Below are 16961 nucleotides of genomic sequence, written 5' to 3' on the forward strand. Positions count from 1 at the left end.
GGTGCTCCAGAATGCTAGCCTGGGGCCGTGCGCAGCCACTCCCCGGATGTCCGTCCCCGCGAGCAGGAGGGACGGGACCATGAGACCGCGTCCGCCTCCTCCGACGATTCCCCCCTCTGGCGTGTGTGGGGCGACGTGCGACGCGGTGCCGAGCACCTGCCCTGGCGGACCGTTGCGCCTCCCACGAGCCGGTGGGCCCGCTTCATCCAGGGGTTCATCCTGCCTTTCCAACTCCTCCGGGTTCTCCTGGAGGAGCCGACGTCCCGACGCGCCTACCTGCGGGTGTGCTGCACCCAGGCGGTCGTCATCCTCGCGCTCTTCGTGACGTTCTCGGACTTCGGCAAGACGGTCGTCCGGTTGACGGGCGCCTCGGAGCGGATGGAGGCGCTGGTCGACGAGGCCCAGGCCGATGTGGAGCGCGAGGCCATCGAGGAGCTCTCGGAGCAACTGGTGGCGCTCGTCCAGAGAAAGGACGCGGATCCCAACGAGGTGAAGGAACTTCGGAAGGAACTCGAGAAGCTGACGAGTGCGCGGAAGAAGCCCCAGCGCGAGGGCGAGTCTCCCCAAACCCGGTTCGCCTGGACGCTCGTGGATTGGGCGGGGCTCCTGAGTTCGCTCTATGTCTGTCAGTGGATCGTCATCGCCCTGTCTCGCGACCACCACACGCACCTGTCCCGGGAGGCGAGTCTGCTCACGGGGCTGCCTCCGGAGGACGAAGCGTTCACGCCTCGTGTCCGGCTCAACGTGAGCTGGATGATCAAGAAGGCCAGGCAGCGCTGGCGGGCCCTGCTGCTCTTCGCCATGGGCATGCCCGTGCTCTGGGGGATGAAGCTGTTCCTTCCCTCGGAGGCGAAGTGGCTCTTCCCGGTGATGGTGTCCCTGTGGGGCGCCTGGTGGTTCGTGGTCTTCACCGCGGGCAAGAGCGCCCGGGCCTGGGACGATCCCACCGCCCGGCCGCCCTGGTTCCTGCGCGGCTGGACGGGGCTGTTCTCGCGCATTCCTCCCTTCCGGGCCTACGGGGAGTGGTGGACGCGCAGGACCGAGTCGGTGTTCTCCCCGGCCACCCAGGTGGAGCGCGATCCGTGGGGATTGAGCGGGCTCGCGGTGGCGCGCGCCCTGTCGGCGCTCCCGCTGGTGAAATGCTTCGTGCGCCCCGTCATCCCCGTGGCCGCCGGACACCTGCTGCGGGCGGAACGGGGCGGGGACCCTGTGTCCGACGCCGCCGTCCCGCCCGAGCCGGTCACGGAGCGAAGCGCAGGGTGACGTCGTCGATGAACCACCCGGCGTAGTTGTTGTACTGGCCGTCGACGGTCATGAACGTGAAGCTCACCTGGACGGTGCCCCAGGCGGGGTCGAGGTCGAGGGTGTGGAGGTGCCACGCGCCCATCGCGGCGCACGCTCCCGCCGGGGACGCGAGGGCGGACAACTGGGCTTCCACGGCGAGCACGGTGCCCGCGTTGCTCCGCCGGTGGATGCGCACGAAGCGCTGGTCATAGCTCGTGCCCGTCTCCTCCGTCTGGTGGTTGCACCAGAAGGTGAGCTGCGGCCGCGCTCCCGAGCCCATGTGGACGAAGGGACTGGTGGCGGTGCCGGAGTGATCGGCGCCGTCGTCGTAGTTGACGCCATTGTTGTAGTTCAGGCTCCGTGCCCCCGCGTGCACGGCACCGCCCGGGACGGAGGTGGGGGTGTTGTCCGCGTTCCAGCCCACCGTGGCGCTGGTGCCCGTGACGCTCCAGCCCTCGAGTCCGGAGTCGAACGTCCAGGTCCTGGAGGTCGCGGCGCCTGGCGTGTCGAGGTTCACGAGCGTCAGCGGAGGCGGAATCAGGGTGTCATAGGTGGGGTCCGCGCTCGTCGTCTCCGAGAAGACGATGGCGTACGGCTGGTCGCCATCCACGAGCAGGTCGCTCACGCCCGTCACGGTGAAGGTCCTCGGCACGTTCCAGTCGCCCGGAGTGAAGGTCACGCTCGTCTTGTCCAGCGTGCCCTCGGAGAGATCGTTCGACTGGAAGTGCAGGGTGACGGAGGCGGTGGGGGCGGACAGCAGCACGGCGGAGAAGGTGACTCCGCCTCCAGCCTCGGTGGTGGTGCCCGACTTCGGGGTGAGGGAGATGCCTCCCGAGTCCCCGTCGTCCTGGTTGAGGAGGGCCACGCTCGCCGGGACGAGCGCCGCGTAGGTGGCGTCGTCGCTGATCGGGGGCTCGAAGGCGACCGCATAGGGCTGATCGCCGTCGGCGATGGAGTCGTTCACGCCCGTGACGGTCACCGTCCGGGGGACGTTCCAGGTCGAGGGGGTGAACGTGAGGCTCCGGGGCTCCACCGTGCCCTCGGAGAGGTCCGTGGAGTCGAAGACGTAGGTGACGGACGCGAAGGGACGTGACGTGAGCACCACGGTGAAGGTGGCCGAGCCTCCCGCTTCCGAGGTGGGACCGCTCGCGGCGCTCACGACGACGCCCGCCGTATCGTCATCTCCGTTCACGAGCGGCACGTTCGCGGGGGTGCGTCCCGCGTAGGTGGGATCCGCGCTCGTGCTGGCCGAGAAGACGATGGCGTAGGGCTGGTCTCCATCCGCGAGCTCGTCGTCCAGGCCCGTCACCTCGACACGCTGGGGCGCCTTCCAGTTGACGGGGGTGAAGACGAGCGAGCCCGTGGAGAGGACGCCCTCCGAGGGGTTCGTGCTGGAGAGCGGAAGCGTCACGTCCGCGAGGGGTTGCGAGGACAGGACGACGGTGAAGGACGCCGTGCCTCCGGCCTCGGTGGTGGCGCCACTCACCGCGCTGACGAGGATTCCCGCCGAGTCGTTGTCCAGGTTGACGAAGCCGACGTTCGCGGGCTTCGCGGCGACATAGGCGGCGTCCGTGCTCTGCACCTCCGTGAACAGGACGGTGACGGGCTGATCGCCGTCCGCCACGTCGTCATCGATTCCCGTGACCCTCACGACCTGGGGCGCCTTCCAGTTGGTGGACGTGAAGGTCAGGCGCGACGCGCTCAGCGTGGCCTCGGTGGTGTCACTCGACGCGAGGAGGAGGACGACGGGGGCGTACGGTTCGGACGTCAGGGAGAGGGTGAGGGTGGCCTGCCCCCCGGACTCGGTCGTGGACCCGGAGGCCACCACGACGAAGCCGGCGGTGTCGTCATCCACGTTGGTGAGGCTCAACGCGGCGGGCGTGATCGCGGCGTAGGTGGGGTCGGCGCTCGTCGTGGTGCCGAAGGTGATGGCATAGGGCTGGTTGCCGTCCTCCAGGTCGTCGTTCACGCCGGTGACGAGCACCGTCTGTGGCGCCTTCCAGTTGGTGGGTGTGAAGGTCAGGCTCGTGCGCGAGAGGGTTCCCTCCGTCGAATCGCTGGATTGGAACCGGACGGTGACGGACGCGCGAGGCTCCGAGGAGAGCACCACGGAGAAGGAGACCTGTCCTCCCGCCTCGCTCGTGGGGCCCGTGGGAGCGCTGACGAGAATGCCCGCGGAGTCATCGTCGAGGTTGCTCATGGCCACCGCGGCGGGCGTGAGGGTGGCATATGCCGGGTCGGCGCTGGTGGTGGCGCCGAAGATGATGGTGTAGGGCTGGTCGCCGTCCGCCACCTCGTCGTTCACGCCCGAGACGAGCACGGCCTGGGGCGCGTTCCAGTTGACAGGGGTGAATGTGAGGCTGGTGATGGCGAGCGTGCCCTCGGTCACGTCGCTGGAGTGGAAGGGCAGCGTGACCGGACTCGAGGGCGCCGCGGTGAGCACCACGGAGAAGGAGGCCTGGCCCCCCGCCTCGCTCGTGGGGCCCGTGGGAGCGCCGACGAGAATGCCCGCGGAGTCATCGTCGAGGTTGCTCATGGCCACCGCGGCGGGCGTGAGGGCGGCGTACGCCGGATCGTCGCTGGTGGTGGCGCCGAAGGTGATGGCGTAGGGCTGGTCGCCGTCCACGAGCTCGTCGTCGACACCGGTGACGCGCACCGTCTGGGGCGCCTTCCAGTTGACCGGGGTGAACGTGAGGCGCGTGACGGCGAGGGTGCCTTCGGTCTCGTCGCTGGACTGGAAGGGGAGCGTGACCGGGCTCAGGGGCTTGGAGGCGAGCGCGACCGTGAAGGAGGCCTGTCCCCCCGCCTCGCTGGTGGGGCCGCTGGCGGCGCTGACCCGGATGCCCACGGAGTCATCGTCGAGGTTGGCCAGTGGCACGGAGGGGAGCTTGAGCGCGGCGTAGGCGAGGTCTCCACTCGTCGTGGAGAACACGAGGGAGTAGGGCTGGTCGCCATCCGCCCCCTCGTCGTCCACGCCGGTGACGCGCACCGTCTGGGGCGCCTTCCAGTTGGCCGGGGTGAACGTCAGCGTCCCGGTCGAGACCTTTCCCTCACCCGGATCACTCGAGTGGACCCGGACCGTGACATCCGCCGAGGGCTGGCTGTTGAGGACGAGGGTCAGCGAGGCCTCTCCTCCCGCCTCGGTCGTATCGCCGGAGAGGGGCGTCAGGGTGAAGCCGGCGGTGTCGTTGTCCGTGTTGAGGAACGCCACGCTCGAAGGCGTCAGTGGGGCATAGCCGGGGTCCTCGCTCTGGGCCCGCTGGAAGACGATGGCGTAGGGCTGGTCGCCATCCGCCTCGTCATCGTCCATGCCCGTCACGGTCACCGTCTGGGGCGCCCGCCAGTTGACGGGGGTGAAGGTGAGTTCCCGGTGCTCGACGATGCCCTCGCCGGGGTCCGACGAGTCGAAGCGCAGCGTCACGTTCGCGAGGGGTTGGCTGTGGAGCGCCACGGTGAAGCTCGCCTGAGCGCCCTCCTCGTTCGTCGCGCGGCTGGCCTCCGTGAGGGCGAAGCCCGCGGTGTCATCGTCCACGTTGGTCATCCGCACCGGGGGGGCGGTCACCCCGGCATAGCGGCTGTCGTCGCTCTGGGCGGGCTCGAAGGAGATGGAGAAGTCCTGGGGGCCATCCGCCAGGTCATCATCCACGCCCGTGACGAGGACCCGCTGGGGGGCGTTCCAGTTCTCCGGAGTGAAGGTCAGTTGCGCGGGAGACACCTGGCCTTCGCCGGGGTCATCCGACGTCAAGGCCACCGACACGGAGGCGCTGGGAGGGCCGCTCAGGGCCACGGTGAAGCTCGCCTGGGCGCCCGCCTCGGAGGGCGTGCCCTGGACAGGACCCACGGTGAATCCCGGCGTGGGTCCAGCGGGAGGAGTGACCTCCGTTCCGCATGAGCATGCCGAGAACAGACAGGCCGCGAGGACTCCCACCCCGAGGCGGAAGTGGGCCGATACGCGAAGAAGGGCGATCATGACAGTCTTTGAATCCAAGGGGGACTACTTCACGCGGAAGACCAGATCGTCGTGGTCGACCGGAGTGCCGCTGTTGCAGGCGGCCACCGAGCTCGACGTGGGCCGGGTGATCACGCGGAAGGCCATGTACGTGGTGGAGGGCAGGGTGAAGTCGTAGACGGGGGAGGTGTAGCCCGACCTGAAGGGCGTCCAGGACAGGACCCTTGACCAGTAGGGACTCCCGCTCACGGTGGTCGTGGAATAGACATCCACGATGTAATAGGAATAAGCGTAATCCGGCATGTAATACGTCACCTGCAACTGCGCCTGCTTGCCGCGCGTCAGCAGGCCTCCGTCCTTGGAGACGACGGCGATGGACTCCACGGAGGGCGACTGAGCCGGATCCCAGGCCCTGTCCGGGCAACCATCCAGGGTGTTGGGTGTATGGGACTCGTAACTGCCCATGTAATACAAGAGAAGGTCGCTCGAACACGTGCTGTGCTCGTAACCGCAGGTCGGCACCTTCAACCCGGGATCCCACACCACGTTGCCTGGATTGCCGATGTAGGCGAAGACCTCCTGGCTGGTGCCATAGTTGCCCGCGGCGTCATACGCCCGCGCCTTGAAGTACACGGGGCTGACATCCAGCTTGAGTGTGTCGTACGTGAAGTCGAAGGGCGCCGTGGTGCTCGAGCCCATCAACAGGGAGTCCGCGTAGTACTCCACGCGCACGACGCCCTTGTTGTCGCTCGCGTTGGCCTTGAAGGTGTAGAGGCCGCTCACCGTTCCCCGATAGGTGGGGGTGGTCAGGGTCACGGTGGGCGCCTGATAGTCATTGTCCACCACCACGTTCATCGTGGCAGTGCCGACGTTGCCCGAGGAATCATAGACCTTGGCGGTGAGCGTCTGGGGCCCGTTGCCGACGGTGCGCGTGTTCCAGGTCGACGTATAGGGGGGCCTGTCCAGGGTGATGATGGGATAGGAATAGGTGGAGTTGTAGAGCTCCACGCGGGACACACGCGTGTTGTCAGTCGGGTTGATGGCGAGGGGGATGGTCTCGCTCACCGTGGCGTTGGCGATCGGCGCCGTCCAGGACACCTGGGGCGGCTCGGCGTCCGGGATGGCGGGGAGCACGTCCAGGATCAGGTCGTCATGGTCGACGAAGGATTCCGTCCCGCAGGGCGCGAGCGCGTCATAGTACTTCCGCATGGTGGCCCGGAGGACCTGCGTGTCGCCCGAGGGCAGGTTGAAGGTGAAGCCGAGCTTCTGCTCGCCGCTCGCCGCGGGGGTCAGTGTGGTCAGGTGTTTCCAGACGGGAGCGCGGTAGTCGGCGGCGAGGTACAGATCGAGCCTGTCCTCGGCATACCCCGTCGGGGAGTTGGTGGACGCCCAGACCGTGATCTCGGCGCGGACGAGCTGCCCCTCGGAGAGGGGCGTATTGGAGCCCGCGCGGGGGAAGACGGCGATCCGATCGACGGAATGGCTGTAATGGAAGGTGCCATAGCCACCGTCCGGGCAGTTGCTGGAGCGCAAGGTGTTGGGCTGGTTGGGCTCCGAGGCCTGCGGCCCCTGGCCTCGCGTCAGATCCCGAGTATCGCAGAGCGAGACGCCCAACCGGCAGCGCGGAGCGCCCAGGCCGTCATAGGTGACCGACTGGGGATTGGCCGTGGTGACGCTGACCGTGGCGGTCTGGCTGTTCTGCGCGTGGTCCCACGCGTAGCACTTGAGCGTCTTGGGCCCATCGCCGAGCGTCGAGGAATCCCAGAGGATGCTGTAGGGCGGCGTGGTGGCGCGGCCGATGAGCGTGGTCTCCCCCACGTAGAAGTCCACCCGCTGCACGCCGATGTCATCGCTCGCGGAGGCCTCGACTCTCACGAGTCCTCCCACGGTGGCGCCCGGAGCGGGCGCGGTGCAGGTGACGGTCGGCGCGACGGTGTCACGGGCCACCGTCACCGGGACTCCAGCGGAGGTGGTGCTGTTGCCCGCGGCGTCGAAGGCCTTGGAGGTGAGGGTGAGGCTTCCCGTGGGGGACGTGCGCGTGTTCCAGAGGAAGTAGTAGGGCGCGTCGGTGTCGGTGCCCACCAGCGAGGTGCCCGCGTAGAACTCCACGCGCGTCACGCCGACGTCATCGCTCGCGGTGGCCTGGATGAGCACATGTCCGTAGTGGGTGCCGCCCGGCTCGGGCGCCGTGATCGCCGTGGTCGGAGGCGCGCTGTCCACCGCCGTGAGGATGGGACCGTCCTGGGGCGGAGCGGGAGGACCCGGGGGTGAGACGTCCTGGAGCGGCGCGCCCTCCTGGAGAGACGCCGGAGCGGAGGGGTCCTCGAGCGGTGGTGCACCACAGGACAGCAGCAGGCACACGGCGGGCAGCACCGTGAACAGAAGACGATGGGTGGACATGGGGACCCCCGAAGAGCGAGCCCAAGGCGCGGGCCCGGAGCGGACGCATTCTCGTCCGGCGGCCTGACGCTAGAAAAGTCCCGTCTCCTTGAAATCGGGGGGGAAGCCGACCGGCTTCCCTTGGTTCCAAGCGGAATAAACAGTTTAACCAGGAGAACCGGCGGCGCGATCGTCGAGAGAGACCTCTGGGAGAGGTGGGCGCACGTGAACATGAAAACGAAGAAGGGATGGGGCCGTGGTGGCCTGGCCGCGGCGGGATGGCTCCTGGTGCTGCCACCGGGAATGGCGGGGGCGGTCGTTCCTCCGGACAGCACGTTCTTCTCCACCGTTCACATCGAGTCGGCGGACTCCTTGAACACCGTATCGGATGGAGATCTCTGGCCCTCGTGCTGGGCGGACGACGGACATCTGTACTCGGCGAACGGAGATGGCCGGGGGTTCACGATGGTGGAGCCCCGCCCGGATCCCGTCTACGACATCGCGGTCAGCCGCATCCAGGGAATGCCTGGCGGCCTGACGGGAACGACGCTGACGACCCGGATCAGCCAGACGTGGAAGGCGGGCCGGTACAACCGCAAGCCGACGGGCATGGTGTGTGTGGACGGCGCGCTGTACATGGCCGTGCAGGATCTGGAGTGGGACTTCAACGACGCGCCCAACGCGACGATCGCCAAATCCACGGACCATGGCGCGACGTGGACCTGGAACACGTCCGCGCCGATGTTCGGCGATTACGTGTTCACGACGATCATGTTCCTGGACTACGGCAAGAACAACGCCTGGAACACGTTCGACAACTATGTGTATGCGTATGGGCTCGATTTCAACTGGCGTGACTCGTTCGACAACTCGGTATCGGATCCCACGAAGCTGTATCTGGCGCGGGTGCCCAAGACGAGCATCCTGAACCGGGCCACCTGGGAGTTCTACAAGGGCGATCTGAACGGGAACGCGTCCTGGACTCCGGACATCGCCCAGCGCAAGCCCGTCTTGCAGGATGACCGGCGCATCTACGCCAGCATCCGGGATCCGGATGTCAACCGTCCGCGCAACACGACCGTGCTGTCACAGGGCGGGGTCGTCTACAACAAGGCGCTCAACCGCTATCTCTACACGTCCTGGACCGAGTACACGTTCGAGTTCTACGAGGCGCCCAATCCCTGGGGTCCCTGGAAGAAGTTCATGACCAAGGACTACGGCGGCTATCCCTGGTCGGACACGAAGAATGGCGGCTACGCCACGACGATTCCCTCCAAGTTCATCAGCGCGGACGGCAAGACGATGTACGTGCAGTCCAATACCTTCATGGGCAGCGCCACCAACTACAACTTCTCCCTGCGCAAGTTGGTGCTGGAGCCCCGGGTGGCCACGACGCCGTCCAATGGCAAGAGCGACGCGGCCAACCTGGCCATCGCCGCCAATGGGACGCGGCCCATCGAGAAGTCGGCGCACTTTGGCAACACGGCCTTCTTGAACAATGGCTTCCTCAACGACAACGAGGACAGCTGGGATCAGGAGAACAAGACCGTGGATTGGTGGGGCTATACGTGGCCGCGCAACTACAACCTGAACAAGGTCAGCTACACGACCGGTCACATGTTCTCGGATGGAGGCTGGTTCAGCGGAAACCTCCGGGCCCAGGTGCGGCAGAACGGTCAATGGGTCGATGTCTCCAACCCGCAAATCACCCCCAGCTATCCGTTCACCTCCGCCGCCGGCACGAACAAGACGTACACGTTCATGTTCGACGACACCTGGGGGGATGGCGTGCGCATCATCGGCACGCCGGGAGGAAGCGCCGCCTTCACGTCCATTGGCGAGCTGGCCGTCCACTACGCGACCGGCGTCCTCCAGGATTCGGGCTTCGAGAAGCAGACGGGCACCGCGGTGTCCGCCCCCTGGTACGTGCAGGGCCCCGATAACAAGGGCATCGACCGGGGGCTGGGGCTCGCACACGGTGGCGCCAACAACGGGTGGATCCACACCGCCTCGCGCGACTGGAACGCCCTCAAGCAGGACGTGCAGGTCACTCCGAACACGAACTACGTCCTGACGGGGTGGCTCCGCGGCTCCAACAATGTCGTCGGTGGCTTCTTCGGCGTCTGCACGCTCCCGGGTGTCGTCATCAGCGAGGTCAACTACGGCTCGCTGCCCCACTACACGCTCAAGTCCGTGGCCTTCAACTCGGGGTCCAACACCACCGTGAGCGTGTACGCCGGTTACTGGTCTCCCGGCGCCGACTCGTTCATCCAGGTGGATGACCTCGCGCTGAGCCGGCAGTAGCCCGCTCAGCCCGCGCGCTTGTGCTCCGGAGGAGGCGGCACGGGTGCCTCCTCCGCCACGGGCCGCTCCAGCGCCACCACCTGGTGGGGGAGAAGCGCCTCGGCGCTCGCCTGGAGGGATTCGGCCAGCTGGATGACGGCGCGGAACTGCTGGCTCACCGCGCGGAAGAAGCCCGTGAGCAGCTCCGGCCGGTCCGCCAGCAGATCGAGGAAGTCGCGGCGGTCGATGACCAGCACCCGCGTGTCCTCCACCGCGATGGCGTCCGTGGGGCGCGGGGCTCCATCCAGCAGGCTGATGTCGCCGAAGGTGTCCTTGGCCTTCATGCGCAACATCTGCTCGCCGTTGTTGATGGCGTCCACCACGCCCTCGATGATGACGTAGAGCGCGTCTCCGGGGTCTCCCTCGCTGTAGACGCGCTCGCCGGCGCGGAAGCGGGCCTCGCGGGCGATGGCCGCCACCGCCGCCACGTCATCCACGTCGTTCTGCGAGAAGACATGCACCTCTTCCAGCAGGAAGAGCTTCTGCACCGTTGCCTGACTCATGTCCGACTCCTGGACCCCCGGCACGTCCAAGCCGATGCGGCCCGCCACCTGTCGCGCGCACGCGCGCAGCACCACGTCCTCGCTTCGACACAGCCACGCGAGGTGGTCTTCCAGACTTCCCGTTTCGCCCGGAGGCAGATCCCGGTGGTGCGACTCCACCTGCTCGCGCACCAGCGCCCGGTCCTCCTCGTTCGTCAGCGTCTCCAACAGCTCCAGCGCGTAGGCCCGCCGCCGCGAGTCCTGGCCGGCCACGTGCTGATGCACGCGCCGCATCACCTGCGGGGGATGCAGCAGGCCGAGCAGGAAGAAGCTCAGCTCCAGGGCTTGATCCAACCGGTCGCCCACCACCCGCGTGAGCAGGGAGGCGTCCCCCAGCTCCGCGCGCAGGTCGCGATAGGGCCCCACGAGCGCGCGGTACACCTCGCGGCGCCGGCCCAGGGCCTCGCGCACCCGCTCCTCGTCCACCGGGTGCTCGGGGTGCTCGTCGCGCAGACGCGACAGCTCCGCGCCAATGCGGAAGTGCAGCCGGGCATCGTCGCGCACGTTGGAGAAGAGCAGGGCGTGCAGCGCGGACGGCGTGCCGATGAGGCGCAGCACGCGCGGCACCTGGAGCCGCATGGCCAGGGGCGCGGAGAAGTCGTTGAGCGTCGTCTCCAGCAGGGGCGTCACCTCGTCGCCCAGCGCGGCGAGCGCCTCACGCGACTCGCGCCGCTCCTCGCGCCAGGTGAGGAAGGGCAGCAGCCGCGGCGCCAGCTTCACGTAGCCGCCCTCGCCCACGGAGCGCACCGCCACGCGCCGCACGCTGCTGTCCGGGTCCGACAGGAAGGTCGCCAGCATGGGCAGGTACGTGGGGTCCTTCAACCGTCCGAAGAGGCCCGCCACCTCGCGGCGCTCCGCCACGGGCGCCTGGGCCCCGCGCGCCGCCATCGCCCCCAGCGACATGCGCGCCGCCGCGTTCCACCGGGGGTTGGGCAGCAGCGCGCCAATGGACGCGCAGCGCAGCCCCACGTCCGGGCTCCGCAACAGCGAGGGCAGCAGCAGCTCGGCCCGCTCCGGGGCCAGCTTCGCGAGCGCCCACACCGCGCCGTCCCGCGGCCGGCGCGCGCCCTGCGTCACCAGCTGCTCCAGGAGGGGCGCGGTCTCGGTGGCCTCCAGCGCCAGCGCCAGCGCCACGGCGCGCTCCTGGACGCGCTCGTGCGTGTGGCGCAGGAGCACGGACAGGTGGGGCCGCAAGGGCAGCCCTTCCTGCTCCATCAGCTCCATGGCGGACACCACGCGCTCCGGAGCGCTCGAGCCCAGGGCCTCCACCAGCAGCCGGCGATCCTCGCGTCCCAGCGCCTCGTCCTCCTCGGACGTCGCGCCCACCTGCTCGCCCAGGGCCTCCACGTACGCGGGCCGCAGGCGCAGCAGCAACACGCCGAGCAGGCCGCACAGGCCCACCACCGCCAGGGCCATGGAGACGCCGTCGGCCGCCCGGCCCACGCCGATGAGCAGCACGCCCGCGAGCACCGTCCCGCCCTTGCGCAGCAGTCCCTCCACCGCGCCGCGCAGGGCCTCGCGCTCCTCGTCCGGCACCGCCGCGTAGAGCAGTTGCACGCCCACCGGGAGCAGCGAGTAGTTCACCGCGTTCTCCAGCAGCCGCAAGAGGTGCACCGGCCACAGGTCGGGCGTCACCAGCGAGGCCACGGCCAGGGGCGCCATGGCCCCGGGCAGCAGCGCCAGGTAGGCCATCAACCCCATGCGCTTGAGCAGGCGCTCGGCCACGAAGAGCTGGAAGACGACGCACAAGAGGCCAATCCACAGCTGCAGCGAGCCGAAGAGCGCCGCCAGTCCGTCCTCGCTCAGGGTGCGCTCCACGCGCAGGCGGAAGAGGTAGTCGACGAAGGCGGACAGCACCGCGAAGCTCACGCCCAGCGCCGCGAGCACCCGGGCGTAGCTGCTGGTGGCCAGGTACTCCCACGCCGCCGCGGGCGGGGTGAGGTGGCGCGAGCGCGCGGGCCGGGGCGTGTCGGTGACGTGGTGGAAGTGGAAGGCCAGGCCCGCGGCGCCCAGCGACAGCGCGCCGCCCGCGAGGATGGCGACGGTGCCGAGCCGCACGGCCAGTGTCTGCACCAGCAGGCCGCCGAGCATTCCTCCCGCCATGCCCACGCCGTTGAGCGCGGTGAAGGCCCGCCGGGCCTCGCGCGCGTCGAAGGCCGACGCCATGCGTCCCCAGAAGTGCAGGGAGATGAACGTCGTGAAGACGTCCACGAAGAGGTAGAGCGCCAGGGCCGGCAAGCGTTGGCCCAGGGACACACCCAGGGTGAGCAGCCCCACCACCGCCGCGCCTCCCGTCATGAGCAGGCGCAGCGAGGGGCCCGGCTCACCCGGCCCCCGGCGGGGCAGCAGCGCCATCGCCGCCACGAGCAGGGCACCCACCAGGTACAGGTAGGGCAGCACGTGCGATTCGAAGCGCGACAAGACGAGGGCGTTGGCAGCGGTCTTCAGCTGCGTCACACCCGCGATGAGGGCGAATTGGAAGGTCGCCGCGGGCCATAGACGCTGGCCCCAGGACTGCGGCTCTGGAGTTGCCACGGGGGCCGGACTCTAACCGTTCAAAACCGGAATATCCAGGCCGCTGCTCGGGCGTCCCCGGGCCCGGCGGGCCAGCGTTCAGGCGGGCTCATTCCCGGGTCGTCCCCAGGCCCACCAATGATGACCAGCGAGCAGCGCGACCATGTCCGGTTGCCCAAGCCCCCCGGCTCATCCGAGGATGTGGGAGGCTGTTTCCTTGCTTGGGGGCCCCATGTTCACCGCCATCCTCCTCCTCCTGCTGTCTTCCGCTCCGGACGCGCCGGACGAGGCCCTTCCGCCCGAGGCCCTGGGCGCGCCCCCCCAAGCCAATGAGCAGCCCACCGCCTGGGCGTGCACCGTGGAGACCCTTCAATCGGGCCGCCAATGTGTCTTCGAGGCCGAGGTGGCGGCGTCCACCGCCGTGAAGGATCAGGCCGCGAGCAACGTGCGCACCCTGAAGGACATCGCCCACGCCCTGTGCCTGCATGCCGCCAGGCCCTCCTCGGGGCTCGCGGCGGACAAGAACCTCGTGGGGCAGTGCGAGCGCAAATACACCGAGGCCGCCGAGGACGCGTGTGGCCTGGGGGGCAAGGTGCCCGTCATCGACGCCAAGGGCCGTTTCGCCCCGGAGGCCCGCGTCTGCTACCTCAAGCTGGAGAAGGTGTTGCAGGACATCGCCACGATGGCGACGGTGGCCTCGGCGTGCTGCCAGTGCGCGGAGAAGCAGCGCTGCCCTGGCGCGGGCGATAGCTGCCACGAGAACGTGTCTCACCAGGAGCTGGGCACCAACGCCCTCGTGTGCCTGTCCCACCTGTGTGGCGCGGCGTGCTCCTTGATGATGCCGGAGGACACCCCGTCGATGGGCGCCATCCGGTCCACGACGCAGGCGCGGAGGCCCACCCGGGCCGTGGAGTCGCTGTGATGGTCTCCGGTGCGAGGAAGCAAGCAACCATGTCCACCTTGTTGACGAAGACGAAGGGGGCGGGGCGTTCGGGCCTGGCCCTGTTGTGCGCGATGGGCCTGTGGGGGTGTGGCGCGGCGAGGCATTCCCATGCGGTGGATCCCCGCTCCGAGCTGCCTCCGCTGGTGGAGGAGCCGCCCGCGCCCAAGGCCTCGTCCACGCCCGAGCCCTCCCGGCCGGACGAGAAGGCCTTCGGCGCGCGCTACGCGACGCCGGCCCAGTGCGAGGCGGCCGCGCGTGGGCTGCTGGCCCGGTCGCGGGATCAGGGGTGGGCGGCGCTGAAGTCCTGCGTGGATCGCACCCACTTCACGCAGCTCAACGCCCTGCTCTCGGATGCCTGGGCCGAGGAGCTGCGGGTGCGTCCGGACGCCGCGCAGGTCATCGCCCACGTGGTGGCCCTGCGCGGGGGCAGCGTGTCGGGAGAGCTCGCGCTCCTGCACGCGCGCCGGGTGCCCATCTTCGGTCTGGCCGACGCCATCGCCCAGCCGGACATCTACAAGGGCCGCTACCTGCTGCTGCGCGCCCAGGTGGCCGATGTGCGCAGCGACGAGGATCGTCCCACGGTGTGGCTCGTCGAGCAGTCGCTGGGCTCGGTGGAGCGCGAGCAGTCCGCCGGGTACACGACGCGCCGGGACTCGGTGTCCGTGCGCTCCGGGAACCTGGATGGAGCGGTGGGCTCGTTCGGGCTGTCCAACGTGGGGGGGCAGATGGCCACCCGCGACAGCGAGTCCCACTCCGTGACGCTGCCGCGCTACGACAACATCTCCGATGAGACGGGCCGCGAGGCCCTGGGCCGTCTGCCCAGGGTGGATCCCTTCTTCGCGCCTGGAAAGGACTTCGTCGTGCTCGCGCGCTTCGATGGCTTGCGCACCACGTCCGGCGGTGACGAGGGGGACGAGGACGCGCCCCGGCTGCCGGTGCTCTCCATCGTGAGCTACTTCCCGCCCCATCCCCTCGTCGTCTACTGACGGGCGCGGAAGCGGGGCCTGTCGGCCGTCCAACGCGGAGTCGCTGATCGCGTTCACGGCGAGACGCCCCCCCGCACCCGGGTCGCGCCACGAGGCCGTGTCTGTGGTGCAATCCCTCCCAGGTTCACGCTGGGGGGGACCGACATGCCGGTGCGTTTCGCTTCTCGGTTGATGCTCGTGCTCGCCCTGGTGGGGGTGGTGCCCGTGCTGCTGCTCGGCGGACTGTCCTTCCACTCCCACCGCGTGGCCCTGCTGCGGCTCGTGGGGGAGTTGCAGACCGAGGCCGCCACGGACTTCGCGCGGGCCTGCCGCCAGCTCGTCTTCTCCGGCGTGGAGCACCTGCGCCTGGTGGCCGATTCCCTTCCCCTGGAGCAGCTGGGCGCCGGGGACGCCGCTCAGGTGCTGGCCATTCCCCTGCGCCAGCTCGGGGCCCTCAATCTGCTCGTGCTGGTGGACGGGGACGGGCGCGCGCTCGCACCGGCCGTCTACTTGTCCCCGGAGGACGACGAGCGGCAGCCTGTCTCCGAGGCCTCGCTGGCCCTCTTCTCGCGCCACGCTCCCGTTGAGGCCGCCCTGGCCACCGGCGCCGCCATCGGTCCGCCGTATCAGCCGCCGGGCACCTCGGGAGGCCGCGTGGCGCTCGCGGTGCGCGTGGGCGAGAAGGCCTCGCGCCTGCTCCTGGCGGAGCTCTCCCTCGCCGAGCTGTCGGAGCGCGTGGCGGAGCTGGCCCACGACGCGGGGCGCGCCTTCCTCGTGGATGCCCAGGGGGTGCCCGTGACGGGCGCCTCCGGTCCGGAGGGTTTGAGCGAGGCGGAGCGGGCCCTGGTGGCCGAGGGGCTGTCCCGGGGCGCCCCGGTGGTGCGCACCGTGCGCGGCGCGGATGGGACCGAATACCTCGCCGCCTTCGCTCCTGTTCCGGAGCTCGGCTGGGGCGTGGTGGTGGGCCGGGAGGCGAGCATGGCCCTGGCGCCCGCCGAGCGCGTCCGGCATTCGACGCTGCTCGGGGCGCTGGTGGCGCTGGGCGCCACGGCGCTGCTCGGCCTCGTGCTCGCCCGGGGCGTGAGCCAGCCCGTCGCCCGGCTGTCCGAGGGCGTGGCCGCGCTCGCCGCGGGGCACGAGGGGCCGCGCCTCCCCGAGGAGGGCCGTGATGAGCTGGCGCGGCTCGCCCGCTCCTTCAACCACATGGCCCTGGAGCTGCGGCGGCGCGAGGCCGAGCTGCGGCGCTGGAGCGAGGAGCTGCGGCAGCGCGTGGACGAGCGCACCCGGCAACTGCGCGAGGCGCAGGATCAGATCGCCCGCACGCGGCGGCTGGCGGCGCTCGGCTCGTTCAGCGCGGGGCTCGCCCACGAATTGAACAACCCGCTCACGGGCATCCTCGGCCTGCTGTCGCTCGCGTGCGAGGAGGTGCCAAGCCCCTCGCCCCTGCGCGAGAACCTGGACATGGTGCTCGAGCAGGCGCGGCGCATGGCGCGCATCATCCGGCAGTTGCGCGAGATGACGGAGCAGGAGCGCGCGGGAACGGGCCTGCCCCTGGATCCGGCGCGGCCCGTGCGCGCGGCGCTCGAGGAGATGCGGGACGAGTTGGTGTCCCGGGGCGTCACGCTGTCCTGCGCGCTGAGCGAGCCGGTGCCCCTCGTCCTGGGCCACGCGGAGCAACTGCAGAGCGTGGTGACGAACCTGCTGCGCAACGCGCTCACCGCGATGCCCCGGGGCGGCACGCTCTCGGTGGGGCTCGGGACGGTGGAGGGCGACGCGGTGTGCCTGTCGGTGAAGGACACCGGCAAGGGCATCCCCGAGTCGATGCGCGAGCGCATCTTCGATCCCTTCTTCACCACCAAGGACGAGCCCGGCCGGGTGGGGCTGGGCCTGTCCGTGGCGCACGGAATCGTCGAGGCGCACCACGGTCGCATCCGGGTGGAGAGCGCCGAGGGGCTGGGCACCACCATCACCGTCATCTTTCCCGCGGCGGGGGCCGAGGCCCACCTGATGTGAGCCCCGGAGGGACATCGAGGAGGAAACCG

At 69.6% G+C, this 16961-nt stretch carries 8 protein-coding genes; 5 read left to right on the forward strand and 3 right to left on the reverse strand.

The genetic code is table 11. The annotated features are described in order from the left end of the window. Nucleotides 1–135: 135 nt before the first annotated feature. Entirely contained in the window at nt 136–1263 is a 1128-nt protein-coding gene (locus tag MEBOL_RS31505) for a hypothetical protein (RefSeq protein ID WP_170115629.1), read from the forward strand. Here the strand turns inward: MEBOL_RS31505 and MEBOL_RS31510 are convergent. Both MEBOL_RS31510 and MEBOL_RS31515 read right to left on the reverse strand, forming a co-directional pair. Continuing rightward, nucleotides 1241–5125 (reverse strand): Calx-beta domain-containing protein, encoded by a 3885-nt coding sequence (locus tag MEBOL_RS31510; protein ID WP_170115630.1) that lies wholly within the window; start codon nt 5123–5125, stop codon nt 1241–1243. The two genes, MEBOL_RS31505 and MEBOL_RS31510, sit on opposite strands and share 23 nt — an antisense overlap. Before the next feature lie 153 nt (nt 5126–5278). Next, the gene (locus MEBOL_RS31515) at nt 5279–7633 is read right to left on the reverse strand and encodes an Ig-like domain-containing protein (RefSeq protein ID WP_095980911.1); all 2355 of its coding nucleotides are present in this window, start codon (nt 7631–7633) and stop codon (nt 5279–5281) included. Between the two features lie 210 nt (nt 7634–7843). Between MEBOL_RS31515 and MEBOL_RS31520 the strand changes: the two genes are divergently transcribed. After that, on the forward strand, nt 7844–9916 hold the full coding sequence (locus tag MEBOL_RS31520; RefSeq protein ID WP_095983115.1) for a DUF4185 domain-containing protein: 2073 nt from the start codon (nt 7844–7846) through the stop codon (nt 9914–9916). Between the two features lie 5 nt (nt 9917–9921). Here the strand turns inward: MEBOL_RS31520 and MEBOL_RS31525 are convergent, their stop codons facing one another. Next, nucleotides 9922–13032 carry a cyclic nucleotide-binding domain-containing protein gene (locus MEBOL_RS31525; protein WP_095980912.1) on the reverse strand — a complete coding sequence of 1037 codons (3111 nt, stop codon included), beginning with the start codon at nt 13030–13032 and terminating at the stop codon, nt 9922–9924. 211 nt (nt 13033–13243) lie between these two features. Here MEBOL_RS31525 and MEBOL_RS31530 point away from each other — a divergent pair, with 211 nt between their 5' ends. The 3 genes from MEBOL_RS31530 (at nt 13244) to MEBOL_RS31540 (ending at nt 16932) form a co-directional block, all read left to right on the forward strand. Continuing rightward, on the forward strand, nt 13244–13933 hold the full coding sequence (locus MEBOL_RS31530) for a hypothetical protein (protein ID WP_095980913.1): 690 nt from the start codon (nt 13244–13246) through the stop codon (nt 13931–13933). Between the two features lie 29 nt (nt 13934–13962). Next, entirely contained in the window at nt 13963–14940 is a 978-nt protein-coding gene (locus MEBOL_RS31535; protein ID WP_095980914.1) for a hypothetical protein, read from the forward strand. Between the two features lie 144 nt (nt 14941–15084). Then, the gene (locus tag MEBOL_RS31540; RefSeq protein WP_095980915.1) at nt 15085–16932 is read left to right on the forward strand and encodes an ATP-binding protein; all 1848 of its coding nucleotides are present in this window, start codon (nt 15085–15087) and stop codon (nt 16930–16932) included. The last annotated feature ends 29 nt before the right edge of the window (nt 16933–16961 follow it).

Source organism: Melittangium boletus DSM 14713, from assembly GCF_002305855.1.
Lineage (GTDB): Bacteria > Myxococcota > Myxococcia > Myxococcales > Myxococcaceae > Cystobacter > Cystobacter boletus.